16 protein-coding genes and 1 pseudogene are annotated in these 16,525 nt (G+C 60.5%); 16 read left to right on the top strand and 1 reads right to left on the bottom strand.

What is annotated here, in order from left to right:
- The first annotated feature begins 3 nt into the window (after positions 1–3).
- The 5 genes from ACQY4K_RS05535 (at position 4) to ACQY4K_RS05515 (ending at position 4,500) form a co-directional block, all read left to right on the top strand.
- Positions 4–405 carry a hypothetical protein gene (locus tag ACQY4K_RS05535; RefSeq protein ID WP_428394152.1) on the top strand — a complete coding sequence of 134 codons (402 nt, stop codon included), beginning with the start codon at positions 4–6 and terminating at the stop codon, positions 403–405.
- 43 nt (positions 406–448) lie between these two features.
- A complete protein-coding gene (locus tag ACQY4K_RS05530; RefSeq protein ID WP_428394150.1) occupies positions 449–997 on the top strand; it encodes a phage tail fiber protein in 549 nt (182 codons plus the stop codon).
- Between the two features lie 26 nt (positions 998–1,023).
- On the top strand, positions 1,024–1,668 hold the full coding sequence (locus ACQY4K_RS05525) for a hypothetical protein (protein ID WP_428394149.1): 645 nt from the start codon (positions 1,024–1,026) through the stop codon (positions 1,666–1,668).
- Between the two features lie 65 nt (positions 1,669–1,733).
- The gene (locus tag ACQY4K_RS05520) at positions 1,734–3,644 is read left to right on the top strand and encodes a hypothetical protein (RefSeq protein WP_428394147.1); all 1,911 of its coding nucleotides are present in this window, start codon (positions 1,734–1,736) and stop codon (positions 3,642–3,644) included.
- A 199-nt stretch (positions 3,645–3,843) separates the two neighbouring features.
- Entirely contained in the window at positions 3,844–4,500 is a 657-nt protein-coding gene (locus ACQY4K_RS05515) for a hypothetical protein (protein ID WP_428394145.1), read from the top strand.
- A 93-nt stretch (positions 4,501–4,593) separates the two neighbouring features.
- Here ACQY4K_RS05515 and ACQY4K_RS05510 read toward each other — a convergent pair.
- Positions 4,594–5,648: pseudogene (locus ACQY4K_RS05510) on the bottom strand (IS3 family transposase); the annotation flags it as partial.
- A 136-nt stretch (positions 5,649–5,784) separates the two neighbouring features.
- Between ACQY4K_RS05510 and ACQY4K_RS05505 the strand changes: the two are divergent.
- The 11 genes from ACQY4K_RS05505 to ACQY4K_RS05455 all read left to right on the top strand — a co-directional run bounded on the left by ACQY4K_RS05505 (position 5,785) and on the right by ACQY4K_RS05455 (position 16,501).
- The gene (locus ACQY4K_RS05505) at positions 5,785–6,723 is read left to right on the top strand and encodes a hypothetical protein (protein ID WP_428394143.1); all 939 of its coding nucleotides are present in this window, start codon (positions 5,785–5,787) and stop codon (positions 6,721–6,723) included.
- Between the two features lie 50 nt (positions 6,724–6,773).
- On the top strand, positions 6,774–7,199 hold the full coding sequence (locus tag ACQY4K_RS05500) for a hypothetical protein (protein WP_428394141.1): 426 nt from the start codon (positions 6,774–6,776) through the stop codon (positions 7,197–7,199).
- 2 nt (positions 7,200–7,201) lie between these two features.
- Complete coding sequence (locus ACQY4K_RS05495; RefSeq protein WP_428394139.1) at positions 7,202–7,522, top strand: hypothetical protein; 321 nt, start codon at positions 7,202–7,204, stop codon at positions 7,520–7,522.
- A gap of 1,380 nt (positions 7,523–8,902) precedes the next feature.
- Positions 8,903–9,733: a hypothetical protein gene (locus ACQY4K_RS05490; protein ID WP_428394137.1), complete on the top strand. Its 831-nt coding sequence runs from the start codon at positions 8,903–8,905 to the stop codon at positions 9,731–9,733.
- A gap of 189 nt (positions 9,734–9,922) precedes the next feature.
- Positions 9,923–11,002, top strand: coding sequence for a hypothetical protein (locus ACQY4K_RS05485; RefSeq protein ID WP_428394135.1), 1,080 nt, complete (start codon positions 9,923–9,925; stop codon positions 11,000–11,002).
- 10 nt (positions 11,003–11,012) lie between these two features.
- Positions 11,013–11,540, top strand: a complete 528-nt coding sequence (locus tag ACQY4K_RS05480) for a phage baseplate assembly protein V (RefSeq protein WP_428394133.1) — start codon at positions 11,013–11,015, stop codon at positions 11,538–11,540.
- Positions 11,541–11,542: 2 nt separating this feature from the next.
- Entirely contained in the window at positions 11,543–11,911 is a 369-nt protein-coding gene (locus ACQY4K_RS05475; protein ID WP_428394131.1) for a hypothetical protein, read from the top strand.
- A complete protein-coding gene (locus ACQY4K_RS05470; protein ID WP_428394129.1) occupies positions 11,911–13,011 on the top strand; it encodes a baseplate J/gp47 family protein in 1,101 nt (366 codons plus the stop codon). The genes ACQY4K_RS05475 and ACQY4K_RS05470 overlap by 1 nt, the downstream gene beginning before the upstream one ends.
- Before the next feature lie 2 nt (positions 13,012–13,013).
- Positions 13,014–14,363, top strand: coding sequence for a phage head spike fiber domain-containing protein (locus ACQY4K_RS05465; RefSeq protein WP_428394127.1), 1,350 nt, complete (start codon positions 13,014–13,016; stop codon positions 14,361–14,363).
- Positions 14,364–14,421: 58 nt separating this feature from the next.
- Positions 14,422–15,726, top strand: a complete 1,305-nt coding sequence (locus ACQY4K_RS05460; protein ID WP_428394125.1) for a hypothetical protein — start codon at positions 14,422–14,424, stop codon at positions 15,724–15,726.
- A gap of 46 nt (positions 15,727–15,772) precedes the next feature.
- Positions 15,773–16,501 (top strand): glycosyl hydrolase 108 family protein, encoded by a 729-nt coding sequence (locus ACQY4K_RS05455; RefSeq protein ID WP_428394123.1) that lies wholly within the window; start codon positions 15,773–15,775, stop codon positions 16,499–16,501.
- The last annotated feature ends 24 nt before the right edge of the window (positions 16,502–16,525 follow it).

The raw sequence follows: 16,525 nt of genomic DNA, 5'->3' as shown, positions 1-16,525 counted from the left end.
GTCGTGTCAGGTTCGGTTGGCCTTTCAGAGTTGGCGCTGAGCAATGCCGAGCGTGTGGATATCCGCAGGTTTTGTGGCTATCCGGCATACGGATCCGGGGACGCGGGCTCGCAATCATGGCGGTTTTTTCAGGCCTACGGCACGCTTGAATACCGCCTGTCGAACTTTGCTCCAGAGGAGTTGCAGGTCATACGCCAGTATCTCGCCTCGCTCTATGTGCTGGAGCTAGGGGTTGTGGCTGCGGCGGCCAACCTGGATACAGACAAAGCTGCAGTATGGACACATAACCGGTCGGAAGTTGCGGATCGCGCGAAACTGTTTGACGAGTGGCGGGGCCGACTTGCCTCCTTTATTGGGGTGCCGCTTGACCCAGGAGCTGGAGCGGGTGCGCGCATCCTGATTTAAGCAGCTGCACGGCGGGTGTGCAGGTCACAAGCGGGAATGAATCATGGCAAGCTTCTTTTCTGGATGGATCGGTTACGGTATTGGTCTGGTGGCAGGCTCATTGCAGGAGCCTTCGGACCCCGCCTATGGCAGGCGTGCGGTTCATTTCTCTGTTCTTGAAAACGGCGTCGCCTTTGATACTGGAGGCGGGACGGTAGGACCCTCGTCCGCAAACTGGGGTTTCTTGACATATGCAGCTTTGTTTGACGACCGCCAAGCCGGTAATCTCCTGCTTTCCTGCCCACTTCTACACCCAGTCAATATTCACACTGGGGCGACCTTCACGAGCAGCCCCGGAGCGAATTTCATCATCGGCCTCGGCTTCGTGGGTGGCCCCGGTGCACAAGGTTTCCCCGCTGGCACGCTGATCGGGTTGACCCCGGACGGGAGGCAGTGGACGACGGGTGTTGCCGTTCAGATCAGTGGCGGCGTCCTCTCCGCGCAAGTCCAGAGTTTCGGCAGCAACGTGACTATGGCGAATCTGCCTTCGCAATCGCCGACGTCGGGGACGGGGGCGCTCTGGAACAATGGTGGCATTATTGCCGTAGCCTGAAGTCATTCCGGAATGGGGCAAAGCCTATGGTGGATCAAGCGACCGTTCAGGTGCATGTTGCTGGTGGCCTGGGCAAGGCCGCATCGATCCTCGGCGCGGAGCTTGCTCAGTATCGTCCAACGGCACCAATGGATCCATTGGCTGCCGGCAATTCGATGGGCGGCGTATTTTGCGCGGTTGATAATCCGGGCCTTGCGTTTGCCTCTCCGGTTCCGCCAGATCATCCATTTTCAATCCTGCTTGCGGACCCGCGGCGCTTGCTTGTTGGCGACTACCTTGTTGGTGAAGATACGTACTTTGTGTCTCGGATACAGCCGTTGCAGCCGGCATGGTGTGTGCTCTGCAATATGACGCTCGACATTTTGGATACTACGCAGCCGACCTCCGCCGGGACAAACGCCTATGGTGGAGTTACGAGCGGTACCAATACGCTTCTAGCGCGTGGCTGGCCAATGTCAGTTTTGTCAAAGACCCGTGGAGAGACCGACGTCACAAAATTGCCAAGCGACACACGATCTGCATTCTTCCAAATACTTCTGCCTGCTATCCCTGGCCTCCAGATCGGCTATGGGCTTTGTCTTCAGGATGCTGCTTTGCGAATTTACGACATCATGAATTACCAGCTTACCGACTACGGGTACAAGCTGCTCGTCGGCATTGCAACGACGTAAAGGTGGTAAGGCCATTATAACGCGGGTGAGATCCGCCTTGAGCGGGGACCGACGGAGATCTTAGCTTGGCAGACATTTCAGATGTAGAGGAGTCACTTTGCGCGCAGATCTTCCAAGCGGTTTATCCCCAAGGTCTTGAGAACAGCAGCAGCACTGGCGCGCCGGTCAAGATCTACCGCGGCTGGCCGACGAGCAAAACACTGAACACGGACCTTCTGGCGGGAACTCAAACCGTTACGGTCTTTAGTAAGCCACATTCCAGCAAGGACACTTCACGTTACCCAAGGGTTTGGCGCACGATTGTCAGCAGCTCTCCGACGATCCTGGTTACGGTAGATGGAACTTCTGTTACTGTGGAGGGAGCGCCGGCGCTTGGTCAAGCTCTCGGCCTCATTGTCGACGGCGTCGCATATTCGTATGTCCTGACAGCGGATGACACCCTGCTGACTGCTGCGCAGGCCTTGGGTGCGATCATACCAGGGGCCATTGTTCAGGGAGCAGTCATCAGCGTTGCCTCGGCCCATGTTCTGCAAGCGCGTGTTGTCGGAAGCGGAACTGCCGAGATGGAGACGAGGCGCCAGGAGCAGGGTATTATGGTAACGGTATGGTGTCCTACGCCGGCTGGACGCGACCGTGTCGCTGCCGCCATAGACAATGCGCTTTCAAGCGTCGATTGGCTGCCATTGCGCGACGGAACCGTGGGACGTCTTCTCTATCACGGGACAGTCGAGACCGACGAGTCCGAGAACGCCAATCTCTACCGTCGTAACCTCGACTACACTGTTGAATATGCCACTACTATGCAAATGAGCGGGCCTCAAATGTTGTTTGGGGTGGGGACGCTTTCGGGCACAGGTAGTGAAGTTGGCTTCAGTTGCCTGGTGCCGCCGCCGGCGCTTGTCATACCGCCGTTGGGAGCGATTCGCTTCGACGCCTGGTATGACCCTTCCAACGCCATTGATCAGCAGTGTGCTGCCGCACTCTCTCCTCCAGGCTACCAATTCCGCCTACCCTCAAACGCTGACTTGGTCGACGGGACTGCGTCCTGGCCGTTGGCGACACAATCGACCATTGATTTTGAGATTTCAGCTGCGGTGCAGGCAGGGCTGTCCTTCTGGGCCTTCGACAGCTATCAGCCAGACGATTCACTGAGTTTGGCACTACAGCTCTATCTCAGCAGTCCGATCCGCAACAAGCTTCGGTTCTGTATGCTCGGGCAGAGTTCAAACTGGGGCGCCGCTGGCAGCGACCAGCCATCTCTGCTTCGCGACATCGCGATGATGACTCAGCCTGGCTACATGACAGTGCTTGAGGGAAGGCCACTTTACTTTGTGCTGGATGCTGCAGCCGCGCAGCTCTCCGGACTGCCGCCTGGAGGCGTCGCAGCCGCCATCGCGCTTGTACGAAGCAGTGTGCAAGCGGCCGGTGGGCAAAACCCGTATGTCGTCTGGCTTTCGGGCGCAAGCCTGGCAGAGTACTCGAATATCGCCGCTGCCAAAGCGGCCGGTGCAGATGCGGCCGGCGCTTACGCGGTGTCGAATCTCAACGGAGCGACGCAGCCTTACTCGTCCTTGACCGCAACGACGGCTGCTGATTGGCAGTCCCGTGTCGCTTCCGGCTTTCCTATGGTTCCAACTGCAATGACAGGATGGGATCAGCGACCGTTGATTGCGAGCCCCCAGCCATTCTACCCCATAACGCCCGGCCTGACGCTGCAGGACTACTACGACACAGCTGCTAACGCGGCGCTAGCGAACCACGTGGTTGCCTTGGTTGAGACGATCAATGCAAACCCTTCGGCCTGCCCGGCGCAGGTCGGCTTGGTGTATGCGTGGAACGAACTGGCGGAGGGCGGCTGGTTGATGCCGACCTATACTGAGTCGGGACCAGATATGGGTCGTGCCGCGGCGGTTGGCGCTGCGCTGGCGGCGGCTGTAAATGCTTCGGTCGTCCCGACGATCGCGCTGATTACATGATGGGAAAGCCATGACAGTTTCTAATATTGACGCTGTAGTAGTTTTGCATGCGTTTGGCTCATACAGCAAAGGGCAGGTGCTTACCGATCCCAAGGTGATCGCGGCGATCCTCGGTGGCGGAAACGCTGCCATGGTGATCCGGACGCAAGTGCCGATTGTGCCCTCGGCTGCCGTCAGTAGAGCAGAGGAGCACTGAGGAATGGCCCAAATCACGCAAGCGGGGTCGCTTAACACAGCGGCGCTCATCGTACCTGACCTGTATGTTCAAATAACGTCACCGCAGAACCTCAGCCTGAACGGGGCACCCTCCAACCTGCTGGGCGTTGTCGGATCGGCGAGCTGGGGGCCTGTTAATCAGGCTGTCGTGTTTGGGACGATGGCCGACTACGGAGCGGCGTTCGGCCCGGTGATGCCCCGCAAATATGACATGGGTACGCAAGTAGCCTGCGCCGTGCAGCAGGGCGCAGGGTCAATGGTTGGCGTTCGGGTCTCAGACGGTAGTGACACGGCGGCGAACTATGCATTGTTCTACGACGCGGCGAGCGGCAGCTATCCGGCGCTGCTGACCGCCATATATACTGGGGTTCGAGGTAATCAGGTCGGGCTGGTCCTTTCTGTTGGGTCCAAGGCCTTGACTTGGCGCCTGATACTGTCGATGCCTGGCCAGCTTGCCGAGGTCTATGACAATATCGATGCGAGCAGTGGCAATCAGGCGTTCTGGGCGAACCTGGTGCAAGCCGTCAACTCCGGTTCCGGGCCGACACGGGGTCCCTCTGACCTGCCCGACTTCTTCGGACCACGGTTAAGTGGAAAGACTGGCCCTCTGCTGCTGCCCTTGCCCCAGCCGGGGCGGTGATAGGACGGGCCGGGACGCGGAGGCCCCACATACCGCAGCGTCCCGGCCCGTCCTAACACGGGGCGCTGTCGTCGCCAGACCGGCCACAAATGCGGCCGGAGTTCGATAGCCAAGGCTCGAATGCGGTCGCACCTCGTTGTAGTGCCGGCGCCAGCTTTCGATCAAAACCCGAGCCTCGGCCCGCGAGCGGAACCACTCCATGTTCAGGCATTCGTCGCGGAACTTGCCATTGAAGCTCTCGCAGACGCCATTCTGCCACGGCTTGCCCGGATCGATCAGCGCTGTTCCGATCTTCTGCTTGCTGATCCACTTCATCAGCGCCTTCGAGACGAACTCCGGGCCGTTGTCCGACCTCAGAAACCGAGGTGCACCGCGCTCGCTCACCAGCCGCGACAACACCTCGATCACACGCGTCGACCGTAGCCGGGCGTCGACCGTGATCGCCAACGCTTCCTTGGTGAACTCGTCGGTCACCGTCAGACACTTGAGCTGCTGGCCGCTCGCGCAGCGATCGAACACGAAATCATACGACCACACCTCGTTCGCCGAACCAGGTGCCAGCGGCCGGGGTCGCGACGACGCAATCCGCTTGCCAGGCCCCTTGCGCGGCACCTGCAACCTGGCTGATCGCCACAGACGATGCGCGCGGCTGGCGCTCATCACCTCGCCCTCGCGGGCCAGGAACACGCGGATCCGGCGATAGCCATAGCGTGGATAGGTCGCCGATAGCGCCTTCATCTGCTTCACCACCCCCTCGTCCTTCACCGCCATGCGGCTCGTGTAGTCCAGCGCTGACCGCGCCACCGAGAACAGCGTGCAAGCCTGCCGCAGCGAGAGACCCCGCTCACGGCCATACGCCACCTGCCGGCGTCGAGCCTGCACGCTCACCAGTTTTTTTCCGCAACTTCCTTCATCACCTCGATCTCGAGATCGCGCTCGGCCACCAGCTTCTTCAGCCGGCCGTTCTCGACCTCGAGCTGGCGAAGGCGCCGGACACCCTCCGACTTCAGGTCTCCAAAACGCTTGCGCCAAGTGTAGATCGTCTGCTCGCTGACACCATGCCGCTTCGCGACATCCGACACCGCCTCCCGGTCCGACTCGCGGACAATCCCCACGACCTGCTCATCCGTAAATCTCGACTTGCGCATTGCCCCCTCCATCGAGGGGCCAGTCTGTCACATAATCCGTGGTCCGAAATTCCGGGAGCAGGCCACCTCGGCGCTATGCGTTGCCAGCCTCGGAAGCGGAACCGCAACGGCTCCACAGACGATCGGCAACCAGGTTTTGATCGGGGGCAGCGATGGGGTAGCAGGCCTCGCCGGTTCGTCACTGGTTGGAAATGACGGAATCGTGCGCAGCGGGATGTTTTCATTGCGTGGCCAGAAGTGCGCCGTGGTCGTTCTTGCGGATTGCGATGACGCAACGCAATGGAGTCAGATGAACAGCTTCGGCCTTGCCGAGGGCGCCTATATGATAACGTGTGGCCCGAGCGGGGATACGCTTGCATCTGCGGTGCAGACCAAGCAATCCGCCGGTATCGACTCGTATGCGATGAAGATCATGTTCGGGGATTGGCTGTATTGGTATGATGATGCGAACGGGCTGACGCGTCTCGTCAGCCCGAATGGCTTTGTGGGCGGCTGTCTGTCGAATTTGTCGCCTCAGCAGTCAAGCTTAAACAAGCCCCTGAACGGCGTCGTTGGCAGTCAGAAGACCGGGCTTGTGAGTAGTGGTCAGTCATCAGCCTACTCATCAGTGGAGTTGCAGACGCTGTTCGGCGCTGGCATTGACGTGGTTTGTAACCCGGCGCCTGGTGGTGACTATTGGGCGGTGCGATGTGGTCATAACAGTTCGTCGAACGCTTTGGTTGCGAGCGACGCCTATACGCGGATGACCAACTTTATAGCCCAGACCCTAGCGGCTGGTATGGGAATTTATGTTGGCACGGTCATCAACACAACCCTACTCTCCAATGTCCGAGCGACGTTGCTGGGATTTTTGTCCAATTTGCTGGGGCAAGGAATTCTTGGCAGCGTTGACGGGTCGACCCCATACGCTGTCGTCTGCGATGCATCTAACAATCCTCAGTCACGGACTGCGCTCGGGTATGTCCAGGCTGACGTACAGATACGCTATCAGGGTATCAACGAGAAGTTCATCGTCAACCTGCAGGGTGGCCAGGGCGTGTCGGTGTCCTCAGCCTCAAATGCAAACGGCCTTTAGTGGCTGACCATCGACATAAGCTAAATCGAGCATTCTGACAGGGTGAATCAATGGGAAATCCATATAGTATAGGGCGCGACTGCCAGGTCGTTCTGCTCTGGAATGGTGTCCGCATCGATATGCGCGATGTCGTTGGCTTTCAGGCGGAGCAGCAGGTCAAGCAGCAGAGATCGGACCCTCTCAATAGTGTTCCGGTGGAATTCAACACGCCGGCTGGCTGGCGCGGACAGTTCCAGCTCGATCGCGGCTCGGCTGCTTTGGACAACTTGGTTGCGGCTATCGAGGCGGCCTTTTGGAACGCCGGTGTTATTGGATCGGGGACCATCTACCAATATATTGCCGAGGCTGACGGTTCAGTTAGTACTTATGAGTTTATTGGGGTTGCGCTCACCCTGACCAACTCCGGCCGCTATAAGGCGGAAAACATCGTTACTCAAACAGTGAGCTTCTTTGCGAGCCAGAGGAATAGGATTTGAAGATGCTGCCACAGGAGATCGAAAGCGGCGATGGGCGCCGTTTCAGTCTGCGCGAGTGTACGCCTGCCGACATGCTTGACTTGATTGAAGCCGCTGGGGCTGCCGCAGCCTCGGCGGCGTGGCTGCGCTACGCATTGATGATCTGCTCCGTGAGCGCGATCGATGGCAAGCCGGTGTTGATGCCTTTGACTAAGAACGGCGTGCGTGAACTGGGCCGACGCATTGGCAATTCGGGTATGGACGCCTTGGCGGCGGCGCACTACCCGGAGCCTGCGGTGGCATCGGTTGAGGATGTGCCGGTAACGGACGTCGCAAAAAACTGAGCAGGCACCCCTTGCTGGCGCAGGTCCTGTATCTTGTGCGCAATGGGGTGCCGTGGTCCGAAGTTATGACGATGTCCGCGGAGCGACGCCTCGCATGCTGTGTCGCAATTGGTGAAATCGACGGCGGGCAGTTTGACTGGAGCTTGTTGCGCTGGGCTGAGTTGCCCGACAAGTAGCTTCCGTCGCGGTGCCCTGACAAGGGATGGCAAAGATGAAGACGGCGGTCCGCTGGTATGGTCGGGTGGTCGCCCGAGCGCCCATGGCTGATGGAAGCCAAGCGGGGCTAAAAAGGCCGTTGCTTGGCCTGAGAGCAGGTTCGGGCGACGCTGTTCTGCCCGCGGCGGTCTCTGCCATCTTGCGGGGGGAAGACTCTGCTGCGTTTACCAATGGCGTGCCGTTTGGATTTAGGGTGAAGCCTGCAATGGGGCCGCCCGGGATGGATGCCTTGGAGGTTGCTTCGGAGGCGCCGAGAGAGAGTCTGGCGCGGCATGAGGGTGTCACAAGACCATCGCAGTCAGCAATCGCGTCTCGTGTAGCATCGTCTTGGTCAAGCGATGCTGGTGTTTCGGTGTTGGTTCCTATTAGCGCCACGTTGGATAAGCGTGTCAGCGCTCCGGCATTGGCTGTGGTGACAAGTCTGTCAGGACCGGCGAGACGCTCGGGTCAACAGTCCGCGCCAGGCGTTCCCTCGGCGGACGCTTTCGGGCGCACCGACTGGACGCGAAAGGCGGGCAAAGCTGCTTGGGCGCTTCAGGCCCAACAGGGAAAGTCTTCGGCGCTTACGATGAGCCAGAGGATGGTCAGGCGGGAGGCCGGCGCTATGGGCCTGCGGGCTTTGACTGGAGCTGTCGATGAGGTCTCTGGGGGCCCCTCGCAGGACGTCAGCCACGTGCCGTTCGGCAACGCGCTGAGTGCATTGGGCGTTGCCGACGTAGAGCAGTCCGTGCCACCAGGACGCGGCTCAAAGCTCAACGGGCTCCGTCCGAGCGGAGCAGCCGCCGTCTCGCAGCTGGGATTTAACGATGCTGCGCAGTTTCAGAGCATGATGCTTGAGGTTGTGCCGCGTGCGCCTGCTGCGGCGGCACGCGGCGCTGGCGCGGCAGCTTCGATGACAAGTTCAGGGAGGCTGCCGGAGAGCCAACGTGCTGTCGACAACGGGCCCGGACAGGCCCGGACCGCTGATAGACCGTCGTCGTTTGATGCAAATCAAGCGGACACAGGGTCGGTGGTGGCGTTGCGAGGTAACGTGCTGATGGACGGGCGCAGAATGGGCCGTCTTGTAGCTTCTGGTCAGGCCAGCGCTGCGAGCCTGCCGCAGGTCTCGGCGTCGTCGGTAAACCTCCGGGCAACCCCCGTATTTTCCGGCACGAGCATAGCGCTGTGAGCGGCATCGTCGGGTCAGGGCTGATTGATCTTCTGGTAGCTTCATTGGATCAAGCGCCAGTTGTCCTTGGAGCAGTTGTCCTTCTTGGGCACGAGGTCCCTTCGCGCATCAGGCTGGGTGGCGCCCAGGCGGTGACCATCCATCGCCTTCCCGGCGGCAACCGGATCATCGATGCCATGGGAGTCGACGATGGTTCGATTTCCTGGAGCGGCTATTTTACCGGCCCGGGTGCCGCCTCACGGGCGCGCCTGTTTGATTCTATGCGTAAGGCAGGACAAGCAATACCCCTGAGCTTTGGCGACTACGCGTTCAATGTCGTCGTTGTGCATTTCGAATACGATCTCCAAGATCGGGGTGCGCTGATCTCGTATCGTATACGCACGGAGATCGTGCCCGACGACACACCTCAGGTGAGCAATACATCCGACGCGCTTGTGGCGCTGTTGTCCGGCGACGTCGCGGCGGCGTCGGCAGCACTTGCGGAACTCGGTTTAGTGGCTGCACAGGCGCCGTTGGCGGACTTGCAGACAGTCTTGCCGACTGCGGGGAGCCCAAATTCTGCTGTTGCGTTGGCGGCGATGACTGCCGCGCTGGCGGCAAGTGCAAGCGCAGTGCAGAGTGGCATTCTCAGTTCGGGTACTGTGCTGCAACCGACTACTTCCAGTAATTTCGCCGGAGACCTGAATGCTGGGAGCCTGAGCACTATGGTCAACGCAGCCGGGGACCACGGCGCCTACGTCAAGGCTGCCGGTTACGTGAACCGCTCGAACAACTGGGTCGACGAGCTCTCGGGGCAGCCCCAGGGGGTGCCGCTGATTTTAGCATGAGGCCGCAATGTTGAGTGTTCTTGTCACTGGAACGACATTATTCCATGTTGCCGCAAAGCAGCTCGGGGATGCGACGCAGTGGAACCGAATCGCAGCACTCAATGGTTTGGATGACCCCATCTTGAGCGGTGTCGTTGAACTTCTACTGCCGCCCTTCGATACGAGTACATCGGGAGGACTGCCTCCACAATGACGATTGTATCGAGCGAAACGTTTCGACGACCACGCTGTCGTCTTGTCGTCTCCGGAACCGTCATTGATGGATGCCACTCCGTCGAGTTGTCTACCAGTAACCTCGGCCAAGCGGGAAGCTTTTATCTTCAGATTGCATACCCAACCGAGCAATTCGGTCCGGCGGCGCCATGGTATAGTGCGGATACACTGGATGTCAGCATACAGATGGGATTGTTGCCGCTTGGCATGCCCGAGGGAGCGCTGGTCTGGCAAGAAATGATGTCTGGCAGGGTAGACCGCGTCCGGCTTGATCCAATTACGGGGACGTTGACCCTCGACGGCCGTGATTACGCGGCGCGTCTGATCGATCTGTCGGTCACTGAGGGCTTCCTGAATCAAACCAGTGCGGAGGTAGCCACGCAGCTTGCAGGGCAGTGTGGACTGACACCTGTTGTGGACCAAACGTCCGCAATGATCGGTCAGTACTATCAGCTCGAGCATGCCCGCTCTGCCCTCCCGAGATTTTCCCGCTTTGGCACGGCTTGGGACCTTCTGTCACATCTTGCACAGCTCGAAGGTTTCGACCTCTGGGTCATCGGAGAAGAACTACATTTTCAGTCTGCGTCTTCAAGCAACAGAATGACCTACGCCATTGACTTGCTCGCGCCATCGCCGCGGACGGCATCGCCGTCGGTCAACGTCAGCAGCCTCGTGGTCGAGCGATGCTTGGCTCTTGGCGGAGGGCTCCCGGTAAAGGTTTCGAGCTGGAATAGCAGGCAGCGTTTGCGCGTGTCAGCGACGGCCGGAGGTGAAGCTGCTGGTGGGTTCTCATCGATTAACGTCGTTCGTCCCAACCTGCTGCCCGATGCCGCACAGATCCTTGCGGACGGCATTTACAGGCAGACCGTAGGGCATCAACGCACGCTGACAGCCACAATGCCTGGCGATCTGAATCTTTCACCACGCGACGGGCTGACACTTACAGGTGTCGGCGCGGGTTGGGACGGTTCATACAGGATCGACACGATCGATCGGGAGATGACACTCTCGGGCGGCTTCGTACAGAGATGCACCGCCAAGGTGCTCTCAGAATGAGGATAGACCGATGCGCGCTTGGATCGAGGCAGTAAAGCTCCATTCCGCTTCCCATACGGCGGCGACCGGGTTGGCGAGGCATGGTATCGTCACGAGCGTCGATCCGGTCAATCACGCGATCAAGGTAAGCGTTGAGCCGGACGGCGTAGAGAGCGGTTGGATACCGGATGCGGCTGTAGCGGCGGGTGGGCTGAAGATTTCGTGTCCGAGCGAAGTCGGGACTCAGGTGCTCTTGCTACCGGTTGAAGGGGACGCCGAGCAGCCCGTTGTCATTGCGCGACTGTTCGACACGGTGGAGACCGTTCCGGTCAGCCCTGCGACATCGCAGCCGGTGCAGCCAGGTGAAATTGGGATCTTTCTGAAGTCCGGTCCGTTTCTGCATCTCACGCCCTCTGGGATCTATTTGGGTGGAGACGTCATGGTAAGTGGCACCGTCAAGGTTACGGGTGACGTTGTCGCGGCTGGGATCAGCCTGGACCACCACGTGCACTTGGACGTCAAGGCCGGTTCTGACGTCTCAGGAGCGCCGAGGAGTTGAGGATGGCGGATATTGCGCATGTTGTTGGCGGCGACCTTCAGGTCGGGCCAACGGGTGATCTTGCCAGCATCGATGGCGTCGGGTGGACGCAGCAGCGTATTCTGCGTCGGCTTCTGACCAATCGTGGCGGGTATATCTGGCAACTGACGTATGGTGGCGGCCTGCCAGGCATGGTGGGCGCGACGGTCTCCGCGCAACAAGTTGCGGCGGTGATCCGGCAGCAGATCAGTCTTGAATCAGCTGTCGCAAGCACTTCAGAGCCTCAGATCGTGGTGCAGAGTGACGGGACCGGCAACGTTTTTGCGACTGTCTCCTACCAGGATGCGCAAACTGGGTCTCCTCAAATACTCACCATTCCGAGGACTGGTTGATGCAGCTTTCCTTGCAGAACTTTTCGACTCTCGTCGGCAACATGGCGGCGTCCGCGCAGGGCGCCTGTGCCACCTTACTCGACGTGAGCGTCGGATCGGTGCTGCGCGCAACGCTCGAGGCTTCGGCATCCGTTGCTTTGTGGCTGCAATATCTGATCCTTCAGGTGTTGTCGATGACCCGGCTGGCCACGAGCATTGGTTCGGATGTGGATAGCTGGGTTGCGGACTATGGCCTCGGTCGGTTGCCGCCAGTTGCCGCCGAGGGAAGCGTGGTTATGATGTCCTTCAGTCCCTCTGCTCAACCTGCGACCATCCCCACGGGAGCGTTGGTCAAGACGGGGGACGGTTCGCAGAGCTTTGTCGTCGTAGGAGGCCCCTACACGCGCTTGCAGGGAATACCATCCATTGTCGTTTCTATTGAGGCGTCGACGCCGGGCACCGCGGGAAATGTTCAGGCAGGTGTGATCACCATCCTCGGCACGGCAATCCCCGGGATTGACACTGTTATGAACCCGGATCCACTCACGGGCGGTTTGGCTGCCGAGACGGATCAGGCGCTCAGATTGCGGTTCATCACGTATTTGAACACCCGATCCCAGGCGACTGAACAGGCGGTTGCCAACGCGATCGTGTCCGTCCAGCAGGGGCTGAGCTACGTTATTCAGGAAAACCTGACCGCGGCGGGTGTGGCGCTTCCGGGGCATTTCAATGTCATTGTGGATGACGGGAGTGGCAATCCTCCGGATGCGTTGTTGGCGGCGGTGTTTAATGCGATCGATCTGATCCGACCGCTTGGTTCAAGCTTCTCGGTCAGCCGGCCGACGTTGCTTATAGCTACTGTGGCGATTAGCCTGAGTACCGCGGATGCAGCCCTGTTCAGCCAGACGCAGAGCGCCATCAGCGCGGCGCTTGCGGCCTACATCAATGCTTTGGCTGTCGGTCAAGTGCTACGCTACTCCCGCCTCGCCGGCCTCGCGTATGATGCGAGCTCGGATGTTACCAACGTTGTGTCCGTGAGTTTGAACGGTGCATCGTCGGATCTCGGAGGTGCGGCCGCATCGGTCGTGCGGGTTGGAACCGTCAGCGTCGTTGAGGTCTGACGATGATCCCTGTCCCCACTGACGGCAGTCCTCTGGGCACCACGTCGGACATGGCGGCGCGGCTTCGAGCGACCCTGCCGACGGGCTGGTTTCCGACGTCCTCGCCTGCGCCCGCGGCAACAGCCACTCCCGTCCTCGATGGATTGCTGTCAGGTCTGGGGGCGGCCTGGTCCTTTTGCTTCGGTCTCCTGGGCGTGGTCGCGCAGCAGACAAGGGTGGCGACGGCATCCGGCTCATTTCTTGACATAATGGCGTCTGACTTCTTCGGGGCTACGCTGGCGCGTCATGTCGGAGAGAGTGACACGGCCTTTCGGAGCAGGATCAGTGCGAGCCTGCTGAGCCAACGGGCAACGCGCAAGGATGTCATCCGCGCGGTCGTCGGTTTGACCGGTCTCGCGCCGTTGATTTGTGAGCCAACGCGTGCTCAGGATTGTGGTGGTTACGGCGGTAAGTCCGCTCCGCAGGCTGGGGGCGGTCTTGGCTACGGTGTTTTCGGGCTTTGCTATGGCTCCACCACTCTGCCGTTCCAGTTTCTGGTCAACGCCATTTCATCATCGAGCTTCGCGCCGAATTCTATTTGTACGCGTCAGAGCTCGGCGACTTTTCTGGATCAATCGGGCTGGCTTGTCTCTGCTGCACCATTTGAGCTGCGGCCCCTTTTTCAAGACAGCATCGTGGCCGGTGCCTTGCTCGAAGCCAGGGGGTTCAACCTTATCACCGACAGTCGATCCTGGAGGCAGTTCTCGCAACCTCCGGTGCCAGCCGGATCTGGGGCGACCTGGAGTGTGGACGGCGTAACGCCAGGCATCCTTGCCGGTGATCCAGTGTTGACGGTCGTTGGGATCGTGGGATCACGGGTGGTTGGGCCGAGCATTGATGTCGCCGCGGCTGGAGCGGCGGTGGTGGGTTCTACGTGGGTGTTTGTTCCCGCAGGAAGCGGCCTCACTGCCGTCGAGCTTGCGATGACAGATCTCAATAGCCAGGCAAGTCCCGTCTATGCCGCCGCGAATATGAGCCTCATCGGGAAATGGCAGAGGCTCAGCGCTTCGGTTCAGCTTGAGGAGGCTTCGGGACGGAACCTCCGGGTCGGGCTGCTGCTGTCGAGCACGAGCGGTGCCGATCCACGTGTGTCGACCCAGTGCTGGCAAGTCGAGCCGGGAACTGTAGCAACCAGCTATATTCCGACTTCGGGGGCGCTCGGCATCAGGGCCGAGGACGGTGTGATCGGCGCTGTCGCAGGACAGGTCCCGTCGCCCATTGCTGTCACGGATATCCAGGAGGCCGTCGTATCGGCGATCCCGGCTGCCACGATTGCCTGGATGACGGTCACGCCAACCTATCCGGTGGGGTGAGCGGACAAGGTCGTTCCTGCTCACACCGCATGATCTGCCAATTTCCGGAGTAAAGCGATTGGATCGCCAAATTGTCTATGTCGGCGCGGTTCCGCTCGATACCGACCAGCTGCTGCAGTCCCGCTATACGATGGTCGGACTCGGATACCTCGCCAAGATGGTCGTCGGCGACGATCAAAGTTACGGGGACGGCCTCGCTTGCACGCCGGGTCAGGGACTCACTGTCGTTATCGGTCCTGGTAGCCTGACTTTGCCGACGGTCGTCGATGGCTCCTTTGTCGGGTCGCTTCCGCCTGATGGCGATCCGCTGGTCAAGATCGGCGTCAACACGGCACCCGTGGTGTTGCCAATTAGTGGGAGCGGTAGTTTCCTGGTTTCGGGAAGCGTGGCTGAGACGCCGGCCGGCATGGCGGTCGTCGCTTACTACAACGCTGCCAACCCCGCCCAGACGCTCTTCGGATCGAACGGTGACGGCGCGCCGCAGGCAAGTGTGCTGCAGCAACGCGTGGTGCTGTCGGTCAGCGCCGGCAACGTCCTCCCGAGTGGCAATGTGCCGCTCTGGCAGGTTGTCGTGCCGCCGGGTGCAACATCGATCACGACGGGAATGATCAGTTTGGCGGCCGGTGCGCCCTTCGTCGCCGTCAAGCTGCCGGGCGCCGCTCCGCTTGCTTCGCCAATTTTCACGGGCATGCCAAAAGCGCCAACCCCGGCAGCCGGAGATGTGAGCACGCTATTGGCGACGACAGCGTTCGTGGCGGCGGCGACCCTGCGGTCGCGTGCAGTTTGGACGACGTCGGGCACATACTCCTGGACATGTCCGCCGGGTGTCTCGCAGCTCCTCTTTAGGGGCTGGGGGCCGGGTGGCGCGGGTGGCATTGGCTCGAACGGCTCTCCTGGCGGCGGTGGTGGCGGCGGCGGCTATTTGGAAGTGCTCCTCAATGTGACGGCCGGGCAGCAGTACGCCGTGGTCGTTGGGTCGGGCGGCACGAATGCGGCGTCGGTTACGCCTACGGGGTTCGGCGGCATTCTCTCCGTGTTTGGCGGCGGCAACGGCGGCAATGGTGGCTCAGGGCAGAGCGGCGCAGGGGGCACCGCCGGCAGCGATGCCGTGCTGCAACTTGAGGCGCTCTCCAATCCCGGTTCAGGCGTCGGGCAGTTGGGTTACGTGATCGGTGGGACCGCCATCGGGGGCTCCGGGGGCGGCAGTTTCGGCACACCGCAGAGCCACCCAAACGTTACTGGTGGCGCCGGCACCGCGGGCACGTGGCCAGGTGGCGGAGGCTCAGGCGGAGGGAACGGTCCAGGCGGGAACGGCGCGAGCGGCTTGGTGATCCTCGAGTGGTTCGGCGAGGCGACGGCATAAGGCCGCTGCGAGAGCTGGCGTTGTACTTTGACGGGCAGGAGTTCCCATGGAAATGTCGTTTGAGACCTGCCTTGCTTTTACGCGAGGCGAGGAAGGCGGTTACGTTGCTGATCCTCGTGATTCCGGGAACTGGACGAGCGGTCAAACCGGGCAGGGCGTTCTGGTCGGCTCGAACATGGGCGTGGGCGCCCCTGCTTTGCTTGACTGGATGGGACCAGGGGCCAGCGTGACTGCCGAGCAGATGCGATCCTTGCCCTTGTCGACCTATGAGGCGATCGCGCGTTCCAAGTATTGGACGCCGCTTGGATGTGCGGCGATGCCGTCGGGCCTGGACCTCATGGCCTTCGACTTTGGTTGGAACCGGGGACCGGGAACATCCCTGGCGCTGTTTGCGCGTTGTATCGCGCTAGAGACGCACCGGGACGCGCTTGATGAAGAGACGCCTGTTACGACAGCGCTTGATGCATTGCCGCCACGGACTCTGCTGAACCGAATCGCCGCGAGCCGAATCAAGCTGCTGCAGCGCGAGATGGGCGTCCGTATCGACGGGATCGTAGGACCGCAAACCTTGTCGGCATTCGAAAGACGAGAGGACCTTCGGGTCACCGCGTTGATTTTGGCACTCGCAACCGCGCAGACAACCTCCTACAGAGCACTCAGTAATTTTTCGATCTACGGAAGTGGTTGGTTGGCGAGGACCGCACGCAGACAGGCGGCAGCACTTGCGGCGGCACAACAAGCCTCGTCCGCGGCCCAGCTTGAGGCCACCGTCTGAGCACCACGATGTCTCAAAGAAGGG

Source organism: Lichenicoccus sp. (assembly GCF_965276875.1).
GTDB lineage: Bacteria > Pseudomonadota > Alphaproteobacteria > Acetobacterales > Acetobacteraceae > Lichenicoccus.
Note: the sequence above shows the minus strand (reverse complement) of the source record. Positions and strands in the feature narration are given on the sequence as shown.